Origin of the sequence: Streptacidiphilus sp. P02-A3a (assembly GCF_014084105.1) — a bacterium.
In the GTDB taxonomy this organism is placed as follows: Bacteria; Actinomycetota; Actinomycetes; order Streptomycetales; family Streptomycetaceae; genus Streptacidiphilus.
This window is the reverse complement of sequence record NZ_CP048289.1, coordinates 4,396,844-4,414,071: the sequence shown is the minus strand read 5'-3', so window position 1 is coordinate 4,414,071 and position 17,228 is coordinate 4,396,844. Positions and strand designations below refer to the sequence as shown.

Annotated in this window: 8 protein-coding genes; 5 read left to right on the top strand and 3 right to left on the bottom strand. The window is 73.3% G+C overall.

The window, feature by feature from the left end:
* Nucleotides 1–2: 2 nt before the first annotated feature.
* From GXP74_RS19140 to GXP74_RS19130, 3 genes are all read right to left on the bottom strand, one after another.
* Nucleotides 3–8,459: a non-ribosomal peptide synthetase gene (locus tag GXP74_RS19140; protein ID WP_182452668.1), complete on the bottom strand. Its 8,457-nt coding sequence runs from the start codon at nucleotides 8,457–8,459 to the stop codon at nucleotides 3–5.
* Nucleotides 8,460–8,618: 159 nt separating this feature from the next.
* Nucleotides 8,619–9,368: a thioesterase II family protein gene (locus tag GXP74_RS19135; RefSeq protein WP_182452667.1), complete on the bottom strand. Its 750-nt coding sequence runs from the start codon at nucleotides 9,366–9,368 to the stop codon at nucleotides 8,619–8,621.
* A 33-nt stretch (nucleotides 9,369–9,401) separates the two neighbouring features.
* Nucleotides 9,402–9,593, bottom strand: coding sequence for an MbtH family NRPS accessory protein (locus GXP74_RS19130; RefSeq protein WP_182452666.1), 192 nt, complete (start codon nucleotides 9,591–9,593; stop codon nucleotides 9,402–9,404).
* Between the two features lie 842 nt (nucleotides 9,594–10,435).
* Between GXP74_RS19130 and GXP74_RS19125 the strand changes: the two genes are divergently transcribed.
* The 5 genes from GXP74_RS19125 to GXP74_RS19105 all read left to right on the top strand — a co-directional run bounded on the left by GXP74_RS19125 (nucleotide 10,436) and on the right by GXP74_RS19105 (nucleotide 17,131).
* A complete protein-coding gene (locus GXP74_RS19125) occupies nucleotides 10,436–11,665 on the top strand; it encodes an MFS transporter (RefSeq protein WP_182452665.1) in 1,230 nt (409 codons plus the stop codon).
* The gene (locus GXP74_RS19120) at nucleotides 11,662–12,654 is read left to right on the top strand and encodes a M20/M25/M40 family metallo-hydrolase (RefSeq protein ID WP_182452664.1); all 993 of its coding nucleotides are present in this window, start codon (nucleotides 11,662–11,664) and stop codon (nucleotides 12,652–12,654) included. Before GXP74_RS19125 ends, GXP74_RS19120 begins: the two co-directional genes overlap by 4 nt.
* Before the next feature lie 92 nt (nucleotides 12,655–12,746).
* Entirely contained in the window at nucleotides 12,747–13,532 is a 786-nt protein-coding gene (locus tag GXP74_RS19115) for a thioesterase II family protein (RefSeq protein ID WP_182452663.1), read from the top strand.
* Nucleotides 13,533–13,592: 60 nt separating this feature from the next.
* Nucleotides 13,593–15,389 carry an amino acid adenylation domain-containing protein gene (locus GXP74_RS19110; RefSeq protein WP_182452662.1) on the top strand — a complete coding sequence of 599 codons (1,797 nt, stop codon included), beginning with the start codon at nucleotides 13,593–13,595 and terminating at the stop codon, nucleotides 15,387–15,389.
* On the top strand, nucleotides 15,386–17,131 hold the full coding sequence (locus GXP74_RS19105) for an NAD(P)/FAD-dependent oxidoreductase (protein WP_182452661.1): 1,746 nt from the start codon (nucleotides 15,386–15,388) through the stop codon (nucleotides 17,129–17,131). Before GXP74_RS19110 ends, GXP74_RS19105 begins: the two co-directional genes overlap by 4 nt.
* The last annotated feature ends 97 nt before the right edge of the window (nucleotides 17,132–17,228 follow it).

Below are 17,228 nucleotides of genomic sequence, written 5' to 3'. Positions count from 1 at the left end.
CCTCACTCCGCGCGGCGCGGGGCGCGCCGACGCTGCATGGCCTGCTTCTGCCGCTCGGCGCGGTCCTGGGTCCGGTCGGCCGCCGTCTCGGCGACCGCCGGGCCGTCGGCCGCCAGGCCGTCGACGGTTCGGGCCAGGCCCTCGATCGTCGGGTTCTCGAACAGGTGGACCAGCTGGATCCGCTCGCCGAAGCTCTCCTGGAGCCGGACGTGCATCTCGGCCAGGCGCAGCGAGTTGCCGCCCAGGTCGAAGACGTTGTCGCGGCTTCCGGGGCGTTCCACGCCGAGGATCCGGCTCCAGATCCCGGCGATGACCTGCTCGGTCCCGGCCCGCGGGCTGAGGAAGCCGACGCCGTCGGACCCGAGGACCGGGGCGGGCAGCGCCCGCCGGTCGAGCTTGCCGTTGGCCGTCACCGGCAGCCGGTCCAGCAGGACCAGGTGGGTCGGCACCATGTACTCGGGCAGTTGCGCGCGCAGTTCCTTGCGCAGCTGCCCCTCGTCGAGGCTGCGCCGCTCGGTCGGGACGGCGTAGCCGACCAGGCACCGGCCGCCCGGCAGGTCGTCGCGGACCACGACGGTCGCCTCGCGGACGTCCGCGCAGCGGCGCAGCACCGCCTCCACCTCGCCGGGCTCCACCCGGAAGCCGCGGATCTTCACCTGCTGGTCGGAGCGGCCGAGGAACTCCAGCGTGCCGTCCCGCCAGTAGCGCGCCAGGTCGCCGGTCCGGTACAGCCGTTCACCGGCCCGGCCGCTGTGCGGGTCCGGCAGGAACCGCTGCGCGGTCACCTTCGGGTCGACGTAGCCGAGGGCCAGGCAGGCGCCGCCGATGTACAGGTCACCGGGCACGCCGACCGGGCAGGGCTGCATCCACCGGTCCAGCACGTGGTAGCGGGCGTTCTGGATCGGGCGGCCGTACGGGATGCTGGTCCAGGCCGGGTCGACCCGCTCCACCGGGAAGTGGTTGGACCAGATCGCGGCCTCGGTGGCCCCGCCGAGCGCGCGGACGCGGCAGCCGGGCAGCAGCTCGCGCAGCCGGTCCGGCATGGTCACCGGGATCCAGTCGCCGCTGAGCATGACCAGGCGGACCGCCGGGTCGCCGGGCCTGGCCGCGCGCCGCTCCAGGGCCGGCAGCAGCCGCTGGAGCGCGGCCGGTGCCGAGTCCCAGACGGTGATCCCGCCTCCCACCAGCAACTCGGCCAGCCGCGCGGGTTCGGCGAGCTCCTCCGCCTCGGCGACCCGGATCAGGCCGCCCGCGGCGAGGGTGCCGAAGATGTCGAAGACCGAGAGGTCGAAGCTGAGCGAGGTGACCCACAGCAGTCGGTCGGAGGGGCCGAAGCCGAGGCTGTCGACCACCCAGCGCAGGGTGTTGACCACGGCCGCGTGCTGGAGCACGACGCCCTGCGGGACTCCGGTGGAGCCGGAGGTGAAGATCGTGTAGGCGACCGACTCCGGTGCCACCAGCGGCAGTTCACCGCGGCCCGGGGCCGAAGCCGATCCGGCGTCGGGGTCGGCGTCGGGGTCGACCAGCAGCACCCGGGTGCCCGGCCGGTCGGCCGCCAGCGCCTCGGCCCGCGCCAGCTGCTCCGGGTCGGTGACCAGGCAGCGGGCCCCGCAGATGTCCAGGATCCCGTTGACCCGGCCCTCCGGGAAGGCCGGGTCGATCGGCACGTACGCCTTGCCCGCCTTCAGCACGCCCAGTACCGCCGCCACCGAGGCCGCCGAGCGGCCCATCAGTACGGCCACGTCCCGGCCCGGCACCGGGAGCAGCTCCCGGGCGACGTCCTCCGCCCGGTGGCGCAGTTCGCGGTAGGTCCAGCTGCGGGTGGAGTCGGCGACCGCGACCGCCTCCGGGGTCCTCGCCTCCTGCTCGTCGAACAGCGTGTGGATCGCGGCGGGCCGCTGCGGCGCGGCGGTGTCGTTCCACTCGTGCAGGATCCGCGCGGTCTGCTCGGCGCCGAGCAGCGGGATCCGGGAGATGCTGGTCCCGGGATCGGCCACCGCCCGTTCCAGCACCGCCGTCAGGTGGGTGACCAGCTGCTCCGCCGTCTCGCGGTCGAAGACCTCCTGGTTGAACTCCAGTGCGCCGAAGAGCCCGGCCGGGCCGTCGGAGAGCGCCAGCAGCAGGTCGAACCGGGCGGTGCCGTGCGGCACGTCGAGCCGTTCGCTGCGCACGCCCGGCAGGTCGAGCCCGCCCAGCGGGTCGTCCTGGAGCGACAGCATGGTCTGGAACACCGGGGTGCGGCTCAGGTCGCGGGCCAGGCCCAGCTCGCCGACCAGGGTCTCGAAGGGCAGCGCGGCGTGGGCGTACGCCTCCAGTGCCCGCTCCCGGGTGCGGTCCAGCAGCCGCGCGAACGACGGATCGCCGGAGAGGTCCAGCCTGATCGGCAGGGTGTTCGTGAACGGGCCGATGACCTGGTCGAGTTCGGGTAGCGGGCGGTCGGCGATGGGGGTGCCCACCGCGAAGTCCCGCTGGCCGCTGTGACGGGTCAGCACGGTGCCGAACGCGGTGAGCAGCACCATGAACAGGGTGGCGTCCCGGTCGGCTCCCAGGCCGGCCAGCCGCTCCCGCAGGGCGCGGCCGAACCTGACCGGGACGGTCCCGCCCCGGAATCCCATCACCGGCGGCCGGGGCCGGTCGGCGGGCAGCGCCAGTGGCGGCAGGCCGTCCAGCCGCTCGGTCCACCAGGAGAGCAGCTCCCCCCGGACCGGCGCCAGCGAGGTCCGCTGCCAGGCGGCGTAGTCGGCGTACTGGACCGGGAGTTCCGGCAGTCCGGGCGGCTGGTCGCGGGAGAGCGAGCGGTAGGCGAGCGCGAGGTGCCGGAAGAACACGCCGGAGGACCAGCCGTCCATCACGGCGAGGTGGCTGACCAGCCCGACCAGGTGCTCGTCGGCGGCCAGCCGCAGGACCACCAGCCGGACCGGTTCACCGCCGCCCAGGTCCACCGGGCGGGCGGCCAGTTCGGCCATCCGCCGCACCGCCGCCGCTGTCCGCTCGGACTCCGGAAGCCGCTCCAGCGACTCCTCGGTCCAGCCGGATCCGGCCTCGTCGTCGATCACCTGCCGGACGCCGCCGTCGCCGGGCAGCAGCCGGGTGCGCAGCACCTCGTGGTGCCGCCCGACCTCGGCCAGGGCGCGGCGCAGCAGCGCGGGGTCCAGGGGGCCGTGCGCGTGGACGGCGCCGACGACGCTGTAGGCGGTGCTGCCGGGCATCATCTGCTGCACCAGCCACATCCGCTCCTGCGCCGAGGAGGGGGCCGGGACCGGTTGCCTGGGCACCGGCCGCAGCGGGACGGCGTCGGTGCTCCGCCCGGCCGCGCCCGCGACCAGCGGGGCCAGCGCCCGGACCCGCGGGTGCGCGAAGACCGCGCGCAGCGGCAGCGCCACGTCGAAGGCCCGCCGGATCTCCGAGACCAGCCGCGCCACCAGCAGCGAGTGGCCGCCGAGGTCGAAGAAGCTGTCCTCGACGCCGAAGTCCCTTCGGGCCAGCAGCTCGGCGAAGATCTCCAGCAGGCGCCGCTCCACCGGCCCGCTCGGGGCGGTCGCACCGGTCCGGGCCGGGGGTTCCGGGGTGGCCAGCGCGCGCTTGTCGAGCTTGCCGTTGGGGGTCCGCGGCAGCCGCCGCACCACGGCGACCGCCGACGGCACCATGTACGCGGGCAGCTGGGTGCGGGCGAACGCCCGCACCTCGTCGGGCTCCAGGGTGCTTCCTTCGGCCGGGACCACCCAGGCGCACAGCGCCGGTCCGGTGCCGGGCAGTTCCCGGGGCAGTACCGCGGCGTGCGCGACGCCCGGGTGTCGGCGCAGCGCCACCGCGCAGTCCTCCGGTTCGATCCGGAAGCCGCGGATCTTCACCTGGTCGTCGGAGCGGCCGAGGTAGCGCAGCACGCCGTCGGCGTCGACCCGGACCACGTCGCCGGTGCGGTACATCCGCTGGCCGGGCCTGCTCAGGTCGGGCAGGAACCGGTCGGCGGTCAGCCCGGGGGCGCGCAGGTAGCCGCGGGCCAGGCCGGGGCCGCCCAGGTACAGCTCACCGGGTACGCCGGGGGCGACCGGGCGCAGCCGGGCGTCGAGCACGTAGGCGTGGGTGCCGGAGATCGGCCGGCCGATCGGCGGCTCGCCCGGGTCGTCGGCCCGGATCTCCGCCTCGCAGGCATAGGTGGTGGCCTCGGTCGGCCCGTAGAGGTTCATCAGCCGTTCGACCGCGGGGTGGCTCAGGACGGCCTCGGCCAGCGGTCGCGGCAGCGGCTCGCCCGCCAGGTTCACGGTCCGGACGCTGTCCGGGAGCCGCCCGGTACGCAGCAGCTCGGCGAGCGGCGAGGGCACGGTGTTGACCAGGGTGACCGGCGCCTGCGGCTCGCCCTCGGCCAGCACCAGCACGTCCCGGGCGAGGACGACGGTGCCGCCGCTGCTGAGCGGGCCGAAGACCTCGAAGACGCTCAGGTCGAAGGAGAAGGAGGTGGCGGCGAGCACCGCGCGCAGCTCCGTGCCGAACCGTTCCCGGGCCCAGGCCAGGAACGAGACCGCGTTGCGGTGGGTGAGTGCGACGCCCTTCGGGCGGCCGGTCGAGCCGGAGGTGAACAGCACGTAGGCGAGGTTGTCCGGGCGCACCGGCGCCGGGGGCGGGGGCGGCAGCCGCGGCTGCGGCTCGGCCGGGACCACCGGGAGGCCGTCCGGCAGTTCCCGTGCCTCTCCGGCCGCGACCACCAGCGGCGCGGCGGCCCGGTCCAGGATCCACCGCAGCCGGTCGTCCGGCAGCGAGGGGTCGAGCGGCAGGTAGGCGGCGCCTGCCTTCAGCACGCCCAGCAGCGCGATCACGGTGTCGGCCCGCCGACCGGTGAGCACGCCGACCACGGACTCCACGCCGACGCCGCGCCGGACCAGTTCGGCGGCCAGCCGCCCGGCGGCCAGGTCGAGTTCGCGGTAGCTGAGGGTGCGGTGGCCGTCGGTCACCGCCGTGGCCTCCGGGGTGCGCCGGACCCACTGGTCGACCAGCCCGGTCAGGCCGGTCTCGTCGTAGGCCCCGGCGGCGGCGGGTTCCGCGAGTACCGGCAGCGTCGACTGCGGCGTGCCGGACAGGCTCAGGTCGGCGACCGGGCGGGCCGGGTCGGCCAGGGCGGAGCGCAGCAGGCCCAGGTAGTGCCCGACGAACTGCCGGACGTCGGCGGCGGCGAACAGGTCCGCCCGGTACTCGACGTTGCCGAGCAGCTCGGCCCCGGCGTCCGCCAGGTTCATGGTGAGGTCGAAGGCGTTGTCCCGGCGCGGCAGCGGCACCGGCAGCATGGTGAGGCCGCCGACCCGGACCGGCAGTCGCGGGTCCTCCAGGGCGATCCGGGCGATGTCCGCCGCGTGCTCGGACCGCAGGCTCTGGTAGGCGACCAGCACGTTGCACCGGTCGGTGGACCGGTCGGCCGCCTGGAGGATACCGGCGTACGGCAGTTCGCCGTGCTCCAACGCGGTGCCCAGGGCCAGTTGCAGGTCGGCGGCGGCCCGCGCGAAGCCGGTCCCCGGGCGGTGGCTGCTGACCAGCGGCAGCACGTTGACGAAGTAGCCGACCACGTCGAACCAGGCGGTCCGGCCCCGGTTGGCGGACGGCGTGCCGATCGCGATCCGGTCCTCGCCGGTGAGCCGGTGCAGCAGCGCGTGCAGGGCGGTCTGGAGGACGGCGTTGACCGTCAGCCGGTGGGCCCGCGCGAAGTCGTGCACCTGCGCGGAGAGGTCGGCGGGCACCACGAAGCGTTCCACCGCGCCGCGGGCGGTGCCCAGCGCGGTCCGGGACATCGGCAGCCGGATCTCCAGCGGCACCCCGTCCAGCGCCGTCCGCCAGTAGCGGCCCAGGCGGTCCCGCGCGTCGGTCCCGGCGAGCGCGAGTCGGCGCTGCTCGGCCGCGAACGCGCCGTACGCGGTGTGGTGGGCCTCGGCGACCGGCTCGTCGCGGCGGACGGCCTCGGCCGACTGGTACCCGGCGGCGACCTCCAGCAGCAGCAGTCCGAGCGAGCGCAGGTCGCAGACGGCGTGGTGGACGGCGAAGACCACGACCGCCTCGGTCTCGGCGGTGCGCAGCACGGTGACCCGGACCAGCGGGCCGGTGGCCGGGTCCATCCGGCGGCAGGCGGCGTCCGCCAGCAGCGCGGTCAGCCGGGGCCCGTCCGGCCCGGCCCCGTCCTCCCGGGCGTCGATCACGGCCAGCTCCGGCGGCAGCTGCCGGTGCGCGACGCGCGTCAGCGCCTCGTCGCCCGGTACGAACACCGTCCGCAGCGCCGGGTGGCGGTCCACCACCGCCCGTACCGCCGCCAGGAAGTCCTCGGTGCGGAAGGCTCCGAGCACCTTGACCGCGCGGCCGACGACGTACGGGGCGTCCGCACCGGCCAGCTCGTCCGCGAGCAGCAGTGCCTCCTGGCCCAGGGAGGCCCCGCTGCAGTGGTCCTCGGTCGGTTCCGGCACGGTGGCGGCCCGGGGCGCGGAGGCGACGGCGGCCACCAGCTCGGCCACGGTCGGCCCGGCGAGCAGCGTCGACAGGGCGAGGTCGGCGCCCAGCTCGGCCAGGATGCGCAGCCGCAGGTTGACCACGCCCAGCGAGTCCAGGCCCAGGTCGAAGATGCCCGCGGCGTCGTCCAGCGCGCTCCGCGACAGCCGCGCCACGTCGGCCAGCACGGCGCGGACGTCGCCGACCGGGGCGGCCGGGGCGGGGTCCGCCGCGCCGACCCGTGGCAGTTCGCCGCGCAGCCACTGCTCGCGGCAGGCCTGGCGGCGGATCTTGCCGCTGGTGGTGCGCGGCACGCCGCCGCGCCGGGTGAAGACCACCGCGCCGACGGACACGTCGAGTTCGGCGGTGACCGCGGTCCGCACGCCGTCCGCGAGCGAGGCCAGCAGCTCGGCCGGGCTGTGCCGGTCCACCTCCAGGACGATCCCCAGGGCCTCGGCGCCGTCCTCCTCGTAGCCGAAGGCCGCCGCGGCGTCCGGATCGAGTGCGGGACGGCCGGCCGCGGCGATCCGTTCGGCGTCCTGCGGGTGGACGTTGCGGCCGCGCACCACGATCAGGTCCTTGACCCGCCCGGTGACGTAGAGCTCGCCCTGGTGCCGGAACCCGAGGTCGCCAGTGCGCAGGAAGTCCTCGTCCGCGCCGTCCGCGCCGTCCATGCCGTCCGCGCCGTCCGCGCCGTCCATGCCGTCCACTCGGCCGCCGAACGCGGCGGCGGTCGCCTCCGGGGCGTCGAGGTAGCCGCGGGCGACACTCGGCCCGCTGACCCAGATCTCGCCGACGGCGCCGTCGGCGACCTCCCGCCCGTGCTCGGGGTCGACGATCAGGACCTGGTGGCCGGTCGCCGGGGTACCGCAGCTGACCAGCCGTCGGCCGCCCCGGGCCACCGGGACCGCCCGTCGGCGCACCGCGAGTTCGTCGCCGTCCACGGCCAGCACCCGGGCGCCCGCGCCCCGTTCGGTGCCGGTGACCAGCAGCGTGGCCTCGGCGATCCCGTAGCAGGCGAAGAAGGCGCGCGGGTCGAAGCCCGCTCCCCGGAAGGCCTCCGCGAAGCTGTCCTGGGTCTCCGCGCGGATCGGTTCGGCGCCGTTGAACGCCACCCGCCAGCTGCTGAGGTCGAGGGCGGCGGCGCGTTCGGCGTCGATGTGCCGGACGCAGTGCGCGTAGCCGAAGTTCGGACCGCCGCTGACGGTCGCCCGGTGCTCGGAGATCGCCTCCAGCCAGCTCGCGGGGTCGCGCATCAGCGTCTGCGGTGGCATCAGCAGCGCCGGGAACCCGGTGTGGACCGGTTGCAGCAGGCCGCCGATCAGGCCCATGTCGTGGAACGGCGGCAGCCAGATCACCGACGAGTCCTGCTCGGTGAGGGCGAACTTCTCCCGGATCGCCTCGGCGTTGGCCATCAGGTTGCGATGGGTGACCATCACCCCGCGGGGATTCCCGGTCGAGCCGGAGGTGTACTGCAGGAAGGCGAGGTCGGCGGGGTCCGGACAGCGCTCGGACCACTCGTCGGCCCGGTGGGTGGGCGGCCCGTCGGTGGTGAGCACCGTGACCGGTCCGGCGTCGGCCTGCGCCGCGTGCTCGTCCAGCATCCGCCGGGAGGCGGCGACCGTCAGCCAGACCCGGGCCCGGGCGTCGGCCGCGGCGGCGAGCTGGCGCTGCGCGCGCTTCCGACTGGTCGGCAGGGGCATCGGCACCGCCACCATGCCCGCGTACAGGCAGGCGAAGAAGGCGACCACGAAGTCGAGGCCGGGCGGGAAGATCAGCAGCAGCTGGCTGCCGACCGGCTGCTCGGCCTCCAGCCGGGCAGCCAACTCGCGCACCCGCCGGTCCAGTTCGGCGTAGCTCAGCTCCTCGACCGCTCCCCCGGCGACCGTCAGGAAGCCGAAGGCCCGTCGCCGCGGCTGGGTTTCGGCCCGACGTCGGAGCACCGCGACCAGCGTGCTCGCGTCCGCGGGCGATGTCATGTCGATGGCCTTGCTCACGAACTCTCCCCCAGGGATGACGAGCAGAACGGGATGACTTGCGGCTCGGCGGCCGTACGGCCGGTACGGCCGGGGCGGTCCGCGGCCGGGCGCGGCCGACGCGCGGCCGGACCGGCAGGCCGACGGGCGGTGGCCTCGCGAGGATGAGGGGCCGGGCGTTCAGACGACGGCTGACAGCAGACCGGTGACGACGGCGGGCTCGGTGTCCACGAAGAAGTGGCCGCCGCGTACCGTGCGCAGGGTGAAGGAGGCGTTGGTCTGCCTGGCCCAACCCGACATCCGCCGCACCGGCGCGCGCCGGTCGTCGGTGCCCGCCAGCGCCAGGATCGGGATGTCCAGTGGCGCCTCGTCCTGATAGCGGTAGGCCTCGACGATCGCGAAGTCGGCCCGCAGTGACGGCAGCAGGATCCGCATCAACTCCGGCTGCTGGAGCACGGCTTCGGGGGTTCCCCCGAGCTCGCGCAGCGCGTCGGCGAATTCGGCGTCGGGCAGGCCGCTGATCGGCGCCTCGGTCCACGGCAGGTCCGGTGCCTGGCGTCCGGAGACCACCAGGGCGGTGGGTCCGCGCAGCCCGCGCCGACGGATCTCCCGGCACAACTCGAAGGCCGTGGTCGCCCCGAGGCTGTGTCCGAACAGCGTGTACGGACCGTCGAGGGTCACGGCCAGCTCACCGGTGAGTGGCAGCACCATTGACGGGACGTCACGGCAGGGGGTTTCGCCGAATCGGCGGCCACGGCCGGGGGGCGTCACCGCGAGCACCGAGGTCGCCGTCGGCAGTAAGCCCTCCCAGTCCTGGTAGGTCTGCGGGCCACCTCCGGCGTACGGCAGACAGACCAGGGTCCGCTCGGCCGCCTGGCCGGATCGACCGGTCCACCATCGGGAGGACCGGGTTTGGCGGGTGCCGATCACCGCGGCTCTCCTTCCAGAAGCAGGCGTGGCCGGTCAGCCCCGCAGGCTGAGCGGACGCATGTCGGTCCAAACGGCTTCCACGTGCGCGAGGCATTCCTCGCGGGAGCCGCGGACCCCTTCCTCCCGCCAGCCCTCGGGGAGTGCGAGGTCGACCGGCCAGATGGAGTACTGCTCCTCGCCGTTCACCACAACACGGAGAACAGCAGATGATTCGTCATCGAACATTGTTGCCTCTAGCCCAGTTCCGTCAGCACCAGAAGAAGGGGGCGAGAAGTCACGGAAAGTCGCACTCGGAATGCGAGAACACGACCAGGGGAAAACGTCGAAAAGAACGTCTTAAGTCCCCGCACCGCCCCCGACGGAGAGGCCATCCCGACCTCCTCCGACATGAACGGTACACGACCACGTGAGCCGGAGATAGTCCCCATCTCGCCACTTTTACTCACCAGTACCGTGACATTCACGACTGATCACACCAGTCGTCGCAAATGATGGGCAGATGCCCGAAAGGGTGAGTAGCGCCGATGTGCTGATGAACAGCTCCTTACCGGGCCATACAGACACGGTGATCCGGTGCATATCGGGTCACATGACTTCCTTCCGCCTCGATCGGCCCCCACAGCCAGGAGCCTAGGAACCAGCCAACTCCCGTGCGCAGTGGGGCCGTCCACCCCCCGACCAGGCCGGCCGTACGCGCCGAGCGACCCCGCCGAGCCCCTGAGCAGCGCAGGCGGAGTATTTCGCCCCGTGAACTCGGCGGTCCTGCCGGGCGAAAGCGGACCGGACCGCCAATCCACGGTCCGTCAAATCCGGGCCCAGAGGATCTTGACCGTCGATGACGGCGGCTCTACGATCGGAAAACCGGGGGATCGGGCGTTTTTGGATTCTCGTGATTTCGCCCGACGAGTTCGTCGATGCAGCTTCCGAGAGTGCCGTCGGCCGTGCCACTGGCCGCCCTCCTGTTGCCGAGACCGGGAGATCCCCCGAACTGTCACGCCCTGCCGGAAGGACACTCCGCTGTGCCGTCATTCGCCTCCTTGCTCCCCGCCCGCGGGGCGACGCGGCCCATGGCCGTCAATTACCTGGTCGACTCACTGGGGACCGGGCTGTTCCTCACCGGCGGCGTCGCCTTCTTCGTCCGCGTGGTCGGACTGACGGCCACTCAGGTCGGCGTCGGGTTCTCCATAGCGGGGCTGGTCACGCTCGGCGCCTCGGTACCGACCGGTTGGCTCGCGGACCGCGTGGACACCCGCAGACTGCTGTTCCTGCTGCACCTCGCGGAGGCCGCGCTCTTCTGCCTCTATCCGCTGGTGCACTCCTTCCTCGGCTTCGTCCTGGTGGCCAGCGCGACGTCACTGGCCATCCGGGCGGCCAGCACCGTCCGGTCGGCGCTGATCGCCGGTGTGCTGGAGCCCGACCGCCGGGTGGCCGGACGCGCCTACCTGCGCTCGGTGTTCAACGCCGGCTTCGCGGGCGGTTCCGCGCTGGCCGCGTGGGCGCTGGCCGACGGCTCGCACTTCGCCTGCGAGATGGTGATCGCCGGGAACACCGCCTCGTACCTGCTCGCCGCGGCCACCCTGATCCCGCTGCCCTCCATGCCGCCGCAGCCCCGCCCCGTCGGAGCGGCCAAGGCACCGGCGCTCAAGGACATCCCGTTCGTCCTGCTCACCCTGATGAACGGTCTGCTCGGCATCAACGGCATCGTGCTCACCCTGGCGCTGCCGCTGCTGATCGTATCCGGACACGGCATCCCCAGGGCCCTGGCCGGTCTCTTCGTCACCGCCAACACCGTGCTGGTCGTGGTCTTCCAGGTGCGGTTGAGCCGCAACGCCGACACGGTCGACGGCGGCGCTCGGGCCCAGCGCCGGGCCGGGGTGTTCCTCGCCCTCTCCTGCGCCGGGATCGCCGCCGCGGTCGCGGTGCACAGCACCGCCCTGACCATCCTCTGCCTGGTGGTGGCGGTGCTGCTGCTCACCGCCGGTGAACTGCTCGCCATGGCGGGCAGTTGGGGCATCTCCTACGGTCTCGCCCCGGACCACGCCCGCGGCGAGTACCTCGGCGTCTACGCACTCGGCATGGCCTTCGCGGAGACCGCCGGTCCGGCCGCCACGACCTACCTCGGCATCGACCAGGGCGCCGCGGGCTGGCTGGTCATCGCCGGGGTCTTCCTGCTGGCCGGGTTCGCTGTGTCCCCGCTGGTGGTCCGGGCGCAGGCGAAACAGGCCGCCGCCCGCGCCCTGGCGGCCGTGGCCGGCGGCGCCGAGGGCATCGAGGCAGCTGCCGGAGGCGGCGCATGAAGCTCCGTAAGCTGCGGGAGTACCTGCCCGGCTGGAGCGAGATCCGCCGCCACGCCGCCGACACCATCAGCGAACTCGCGGTGCGTACGCCCCACGACCCGAAGCTCGCGGACGCGCTGTCCCGGATCACCCCGGCCGACGTGGAGCGGCACGTCAGCGCGCTGACGGCGACCGGACCGCGCTGGCGCGAGGACGAGCAGAACGTCCAGCACGCGCTGCGCCACCTGCGCGACGAACTCTCCGACTACGGCTACCAGGTGGTGGAGAAGCCGTACGGCGAGGCGCCGCACCAGGTCAACCTGTTCGCCGTGCTGCCCGGCCGCGACCGCGTCGCGCCGCTGGTGGAGGTCGGCGCGCACTGGGACTCCGTGCAGGGCAGCCCCGGCGCCGACGACAACGCCAGCGGAGTCGCCGGTGTGCTGGAGACCGCCCGGGTGCTCCACGCGCTGGGCCCGCGCGAACGCGGCGTCCGGTTCTGCCTCTTCGGCGAGGAGGAGGAGTGGATGCTGGGCAGCCGCTCGCACGTGGCGGACCTCGACGCCGACGGCGAGGCCGTCGAGGGCCTGATCGTGCTGGAGATGATCGGATTCCGGGACCGGCGCCCCGGCGCGCAGGGTAGTCCGCTGCGCATCCCGGGGGTGTTCTCGCCGCCGACCACCGGCGACTTCGTCGCACTCATCGCCGACCTGCGGTCACTGCCGTTCGCGAACGCGGTGCAGCGCAGCGCCCGGACGTACGTCCCGGGGCTGCGGATCTACCCGATCAAACGGCTCGGGGGCCTGCTCAGGGACGCCGCGCGCAGCGACCACCTGCCCTACTGGCGCACCGGTCGGCGGGGTCTGCTCATCACGGACACCGCCAACCTGCGCAATCCGCACTACCACCAGGCGACCGACACCCTGGCGACCCTCGACCTGGACTTCGCGGCGGAGGTCACCCGCGCCGTCGCGGGCGCCGTGGTCCAGCTGGCCGACCGAACGACGCGCTGAGGCCGTCGGCCCCCGGGGCCGACCACGACGCGCACGCTGTACCGACCCCCTCACCGCAGTACTCGTCCTACGGACCTTGGGTGGAGTGCACCATGACCAAGCCGGAGCGCGGCACCGTGTCCCTGCGCCGCTTCGGACCGCCCGCCGCGGCGGACGACCCGCCGACCACCCCCCTGGTCTGCTTCCCGTACGCGGGTGGCGGGGCGACCGCGTTCGCCTGCTGGCGTCGTGAACTGCCCGCGTGGCTCGGCCTGTACGCCCATGTGGCACCCGGTCGCGAGGAGCGCGGGCGGGAGGCCCCGCTGCGGACGGTCGCCGAACTGGTCGCGGACGTCCTGCCGGACCTGCTCGCGCTACCGGGCCCGCCGGTGCTGGTCGGGCACAGCTTCGGGGCCTACCTCTGCTACGAGTTGGCGCACCGGCTGACCCTCACCGGACGGCCCCCGGCGCAGCTGGTGGTGCTCGCCTCCGGGGCGCCGGGGCTGACCGCGCTCCGGCCGGTGGGCACCGACCAGGAGATCGAGCAGCTGTGGCGGAGCCTCGGCGCGGACCCCGCGGGCCTGGCCCGCCCGGAGTTCCGGGAGCGGTTCTTCCCGGTGCTGCGCGCGGACCTCGGCGCGCACGCCGGCTTCCGGACTCCCCCGTCCAGGCCGCGCCTGACCATGCCGGTCAGCGTGCTGTACGGCGACCAGGACCCGGTCGCCACCGCCGCCGAGGCGGAGAAGTGGCGGCTGCTGTGCGACGGCCCCTTCCAGCTCGCCGCGGTACCGGGCGGGCACTTCTTCCCGCAGACCCGGACGAGCGCCACCTTGAGCGCGCTGGTCCGCACCCTCGATCCTCCGGCCGCGCCGCTTCGGCGACCGGCGTCGACCGTCTGACGGCGGCACGGATGTCCGAGACGCTTCATTGATCGCCCGAACAGCACCAGGGGGAAACACATGTCGGCACACTCCGACGATCCCGATACGCTGCATCACCTCTTCGAGAAACGCGTCCGCAAGGCACCCGAGGGCATCGCGCTCGAATACGAGGGCGAGTTCCTGAGCTACGGTGAGCTGAACCGCCGGGCCAACCGGCTGGCGCACCACCTGCGGGACAGCTCCGGCGTGCGGCCGGACGACCGGGTGGCGATCCTGCTCCGGCATCCGCCGAGCGTCGTGGTCGCCATGCTCGCGGTGCTCAAGGCCGGTGGCGCCTACGTGCCGCTGGACCCGGAGAACCCGCCGGGCGTCACCCGGCGCATCCTCGACAACGTCGCGCCGCGGGCGACGGTCATCGAGTCGTCGACGGCGGCGGGCGCGGCGTTCAACAGCGGCGACCTGTTCGTGACGGACGTCATGAGCGCGGGCCTCGGCACCCCGGACACCGACCCGGCCCCGGTGGCGACGGCCGCGGACCTCGCGTACGTGATCTACACGTCGGGAACGACCGGGACGCCCAAGGGCATCGCGGTCGAGCACCACGCCATCGTCAACACCATCGGCTGGCGCAACACCCACTACGGTTTCGGCCCGGACGACGTGACGCTGGCGATTCCGCGGCCGTCGTTCGACAGCTCCGTCGCCGACACCTTCTGCGCCCTCAGCAGCGGCGCGCGGCTGCTGCTGCCGGTCCGCGACCTGATCACGGACCGGGGCTACCTGGTGGAACTGATGCAGCAGCGGAACGTCAGCCACTTCCTGATCACACCCGCGCTGTACCAGCGGCTGCTCCCGGCGATGGACGCCCAGACCGCCAAGGCGCTGCGCAGCGTCACCGTCGCCGGGGAGTGGTTCACCTCGGCCCTCATCCGGGCGCACTTCCTGCGGGTACCGGACACCGCGCTGTTCAACGAGTACGGCCCCTCCGAGAACGCGGTGTGCTCCACCGTCCACCGGCTCCGCGCCACGGACGACCGGGTGCTGATCGGCACACCGATCACCGGTACCGAGGCGTGCGTGCTGGACCCGGAGGGCCGACCGGTGGCACCGGGCGAGAGCGGCGAGCTGTACCTGGCCGGGGCCGGTCTGGCCCGCGGCTACCTGGGCGACCCGGAACTGACCGCGCGACAGTTCGCCGTGCACCGCTCGGGCCCGCTGCGGGGCAGGCGCGCCTACCGGACCGGGGACATCGTCAGGCTGCACCCGGGCGGCGAGCTGGAGTTCCTGGAGCGCCGCGACCAGCAGGTCAAGATCCGCGGTCGGCGCGTCGAACTGGGCAGCGTGGCCGAGGTGCTGGCGCGGCACGAGCTGGTCCGCCAGGTCTTCCTGCACCGCCGGGACGTGGACTCGGCGACCCCGCGCCTGGTCGCCTTCGTCGTCGGCCCGACCGCCGAGCAGGTGGACGGACTGCGCGGCTTCGCGCTGGAGCACCTGCCGGAGTACATGGTGCCGACGGCGATCATCGCGATCGACGCGGTACCGGTCACCGGCAACGGGAAGGTCGACGAGGCGGCGCTCGACGCCCGGTACGCCGACGCCACCGCCGGGCACGGTCCCCCGCCGGTGGCCGCGACGGCCACCGAGTCGGCGCTGCTGGAGATCTGGGCCCGGATCTTCGCGCCGCTGCGGGTCGGCCCGGACGACGACTTCTTCGACCTCGGCGGCGACTCGCTCAGCGTGATGGACCTGGTGGCCCAGGTGGACGAGCTGCTGGGGGTCCACCTCGACAACTCCGAGCCGTACCAGGGCAGGACCATCCGGAGCCTGGCCCGCATCATCGAGAACCTTCAGAACAGCGAGGCACAGATTTCGTGAGCACCCAGAGCGGTACCGAATCCATGTTCACCGGCGTCGACTACGACGTGGTCATCGCGGGCGGCGGCCTGGCCGGGCTCTGCCTCGCCAAGCAGCTCCGGGACGCGTACCCGTCGATCAGCGTCCTGGTCTGCGAGCGCGACCGGTCGCCGATCCCGCTGTCCGCGTTCAAGGTCGGCGAGTCGACGGTCGAGGTCGGCGCCTACTACTTCTCCGGTGTCATCGGCCTGCACGACTACCTGGAGGAGCAGCAACTGGAGAAGCTGGGGCTGCGGTACTTCTACGGCGACCGGCCCGGGCTGCACCGGGAGTCCGAGTTCGGCGTCAACCGCTTCCTCCCGGCGAAGTCCTACCAGCTCAACCGGGGCTCCTTCGAGGAGCACCTGCGGGTGGTGGTGGACGAGGCCGGGGCCGAGCTGCGGCAGGGCGTACGGGTGCTCGACATCGAGCTGGGGGAACAGGACGCGCCGCACCGGGTGACCTACCAGGGCGGCGAGGAGCAGGCCGTCACCGTCACCTGCCGCTGGGTGATCGACGCCACCGGTCGCCACCGGCTGCTGCAACGCAAGCTCGACCTCACCAAGCGCTTCCCGAAGCCGCACCACTCGGTCTGGTTCCGGCTCGAAGGGCGCCTGGACACCGACGAGGCGGTGCGGCCCGAGCACAAGGTCTGGCACGACCGCATCCACGAGACGCGCTGGCAGTCCACCAACCACTTCATGTTCGAGGGCGGTTGGGTGTGGGCCATCCCGCTGGCCCCCGACCACACCAGCGTCGGCATCGTGGTGGCCGACGAGGTGCACCCGGTGACCAAGTTCAACCGCATCGAGAAGGCCGTCGACTTCGTCGCCGAGCGCGTCCCCGGCTTCGACCCGGCGATCCGCGAGCTCCCGGTGCTCGACTTCCGCGTGCTGAAGAACTACAGCCACTCCTCGCACCAGGTGTTCTCGCACGACCGCTGGGCCTGCGTCGGTGAGGCCGGGGTCTTCGCCGACCCCTACTACTCGGTGGGGTCGAACCTGATCGGCTACGCCAACGGCTTCGTCACCGAGATGATCGGCCGGGACGAGCGGGAGTCCTTCGACGAGGGGTTCGTCCGGTACGCCAACCGCTGGTTCCTCTCCCTGGCCGAGGGGCTCACCCTGAACATCCAGGGCTCCTACGTCTTCCACGACAACCCGGTCATCATGTCGCTGAAGACCATCTGGGACTACTACGTGGGCTGGTCGTTCTCCGACCCGCAGTTCTACGCCCGGACCTACCTGGACGAGTCCGCGAGCACCACGCTCAGCGCCCTGGGCGCGCACGCGGTGTCGACCCAGGGCACCGTGATGAACCTGTTCAAGGCGTGGGCCCGCGACTACCGGGGGGTCCGCGAGTTCGACTACATCGACTACTACGACGACCTGCCGACGCTGGCCCGGCTCTTCGTGCAGAACCTCCCCGGCAAGGAGACGCCGTCCTTCGGCACGGTCCTGGCCAGCATCCGCGACGGCCTCGACCGGATCGAGGAGCTGGCCCACGTCATCTTCTACCTGGCCCTGGAGGACGCGCTGCCGGAGCACGTCGAGTCGGTCCGCTCACGCGGCTGGCTCAACACGTCGGTGCTGAGCCTGGATCCGGACCGCTGGGAGCAGGACGGCCTGTTCGAGCCCAAGAGCAGGCCCCGCCTGGACGAGGCGAAGGCACTGGAGGAGGAACTGCGCCGCCTGTACCGCCCCACGGCCCCCGCCGAGCGCTGACCCCCGCCGACCCCCGGCCCGGCGCGGGCCGCGACTCCCCCGGAGTCCGCGCCCCGCGCCCGTCCGCCGCTCCGGGCTCCGGGCTCCGGGCTCAACC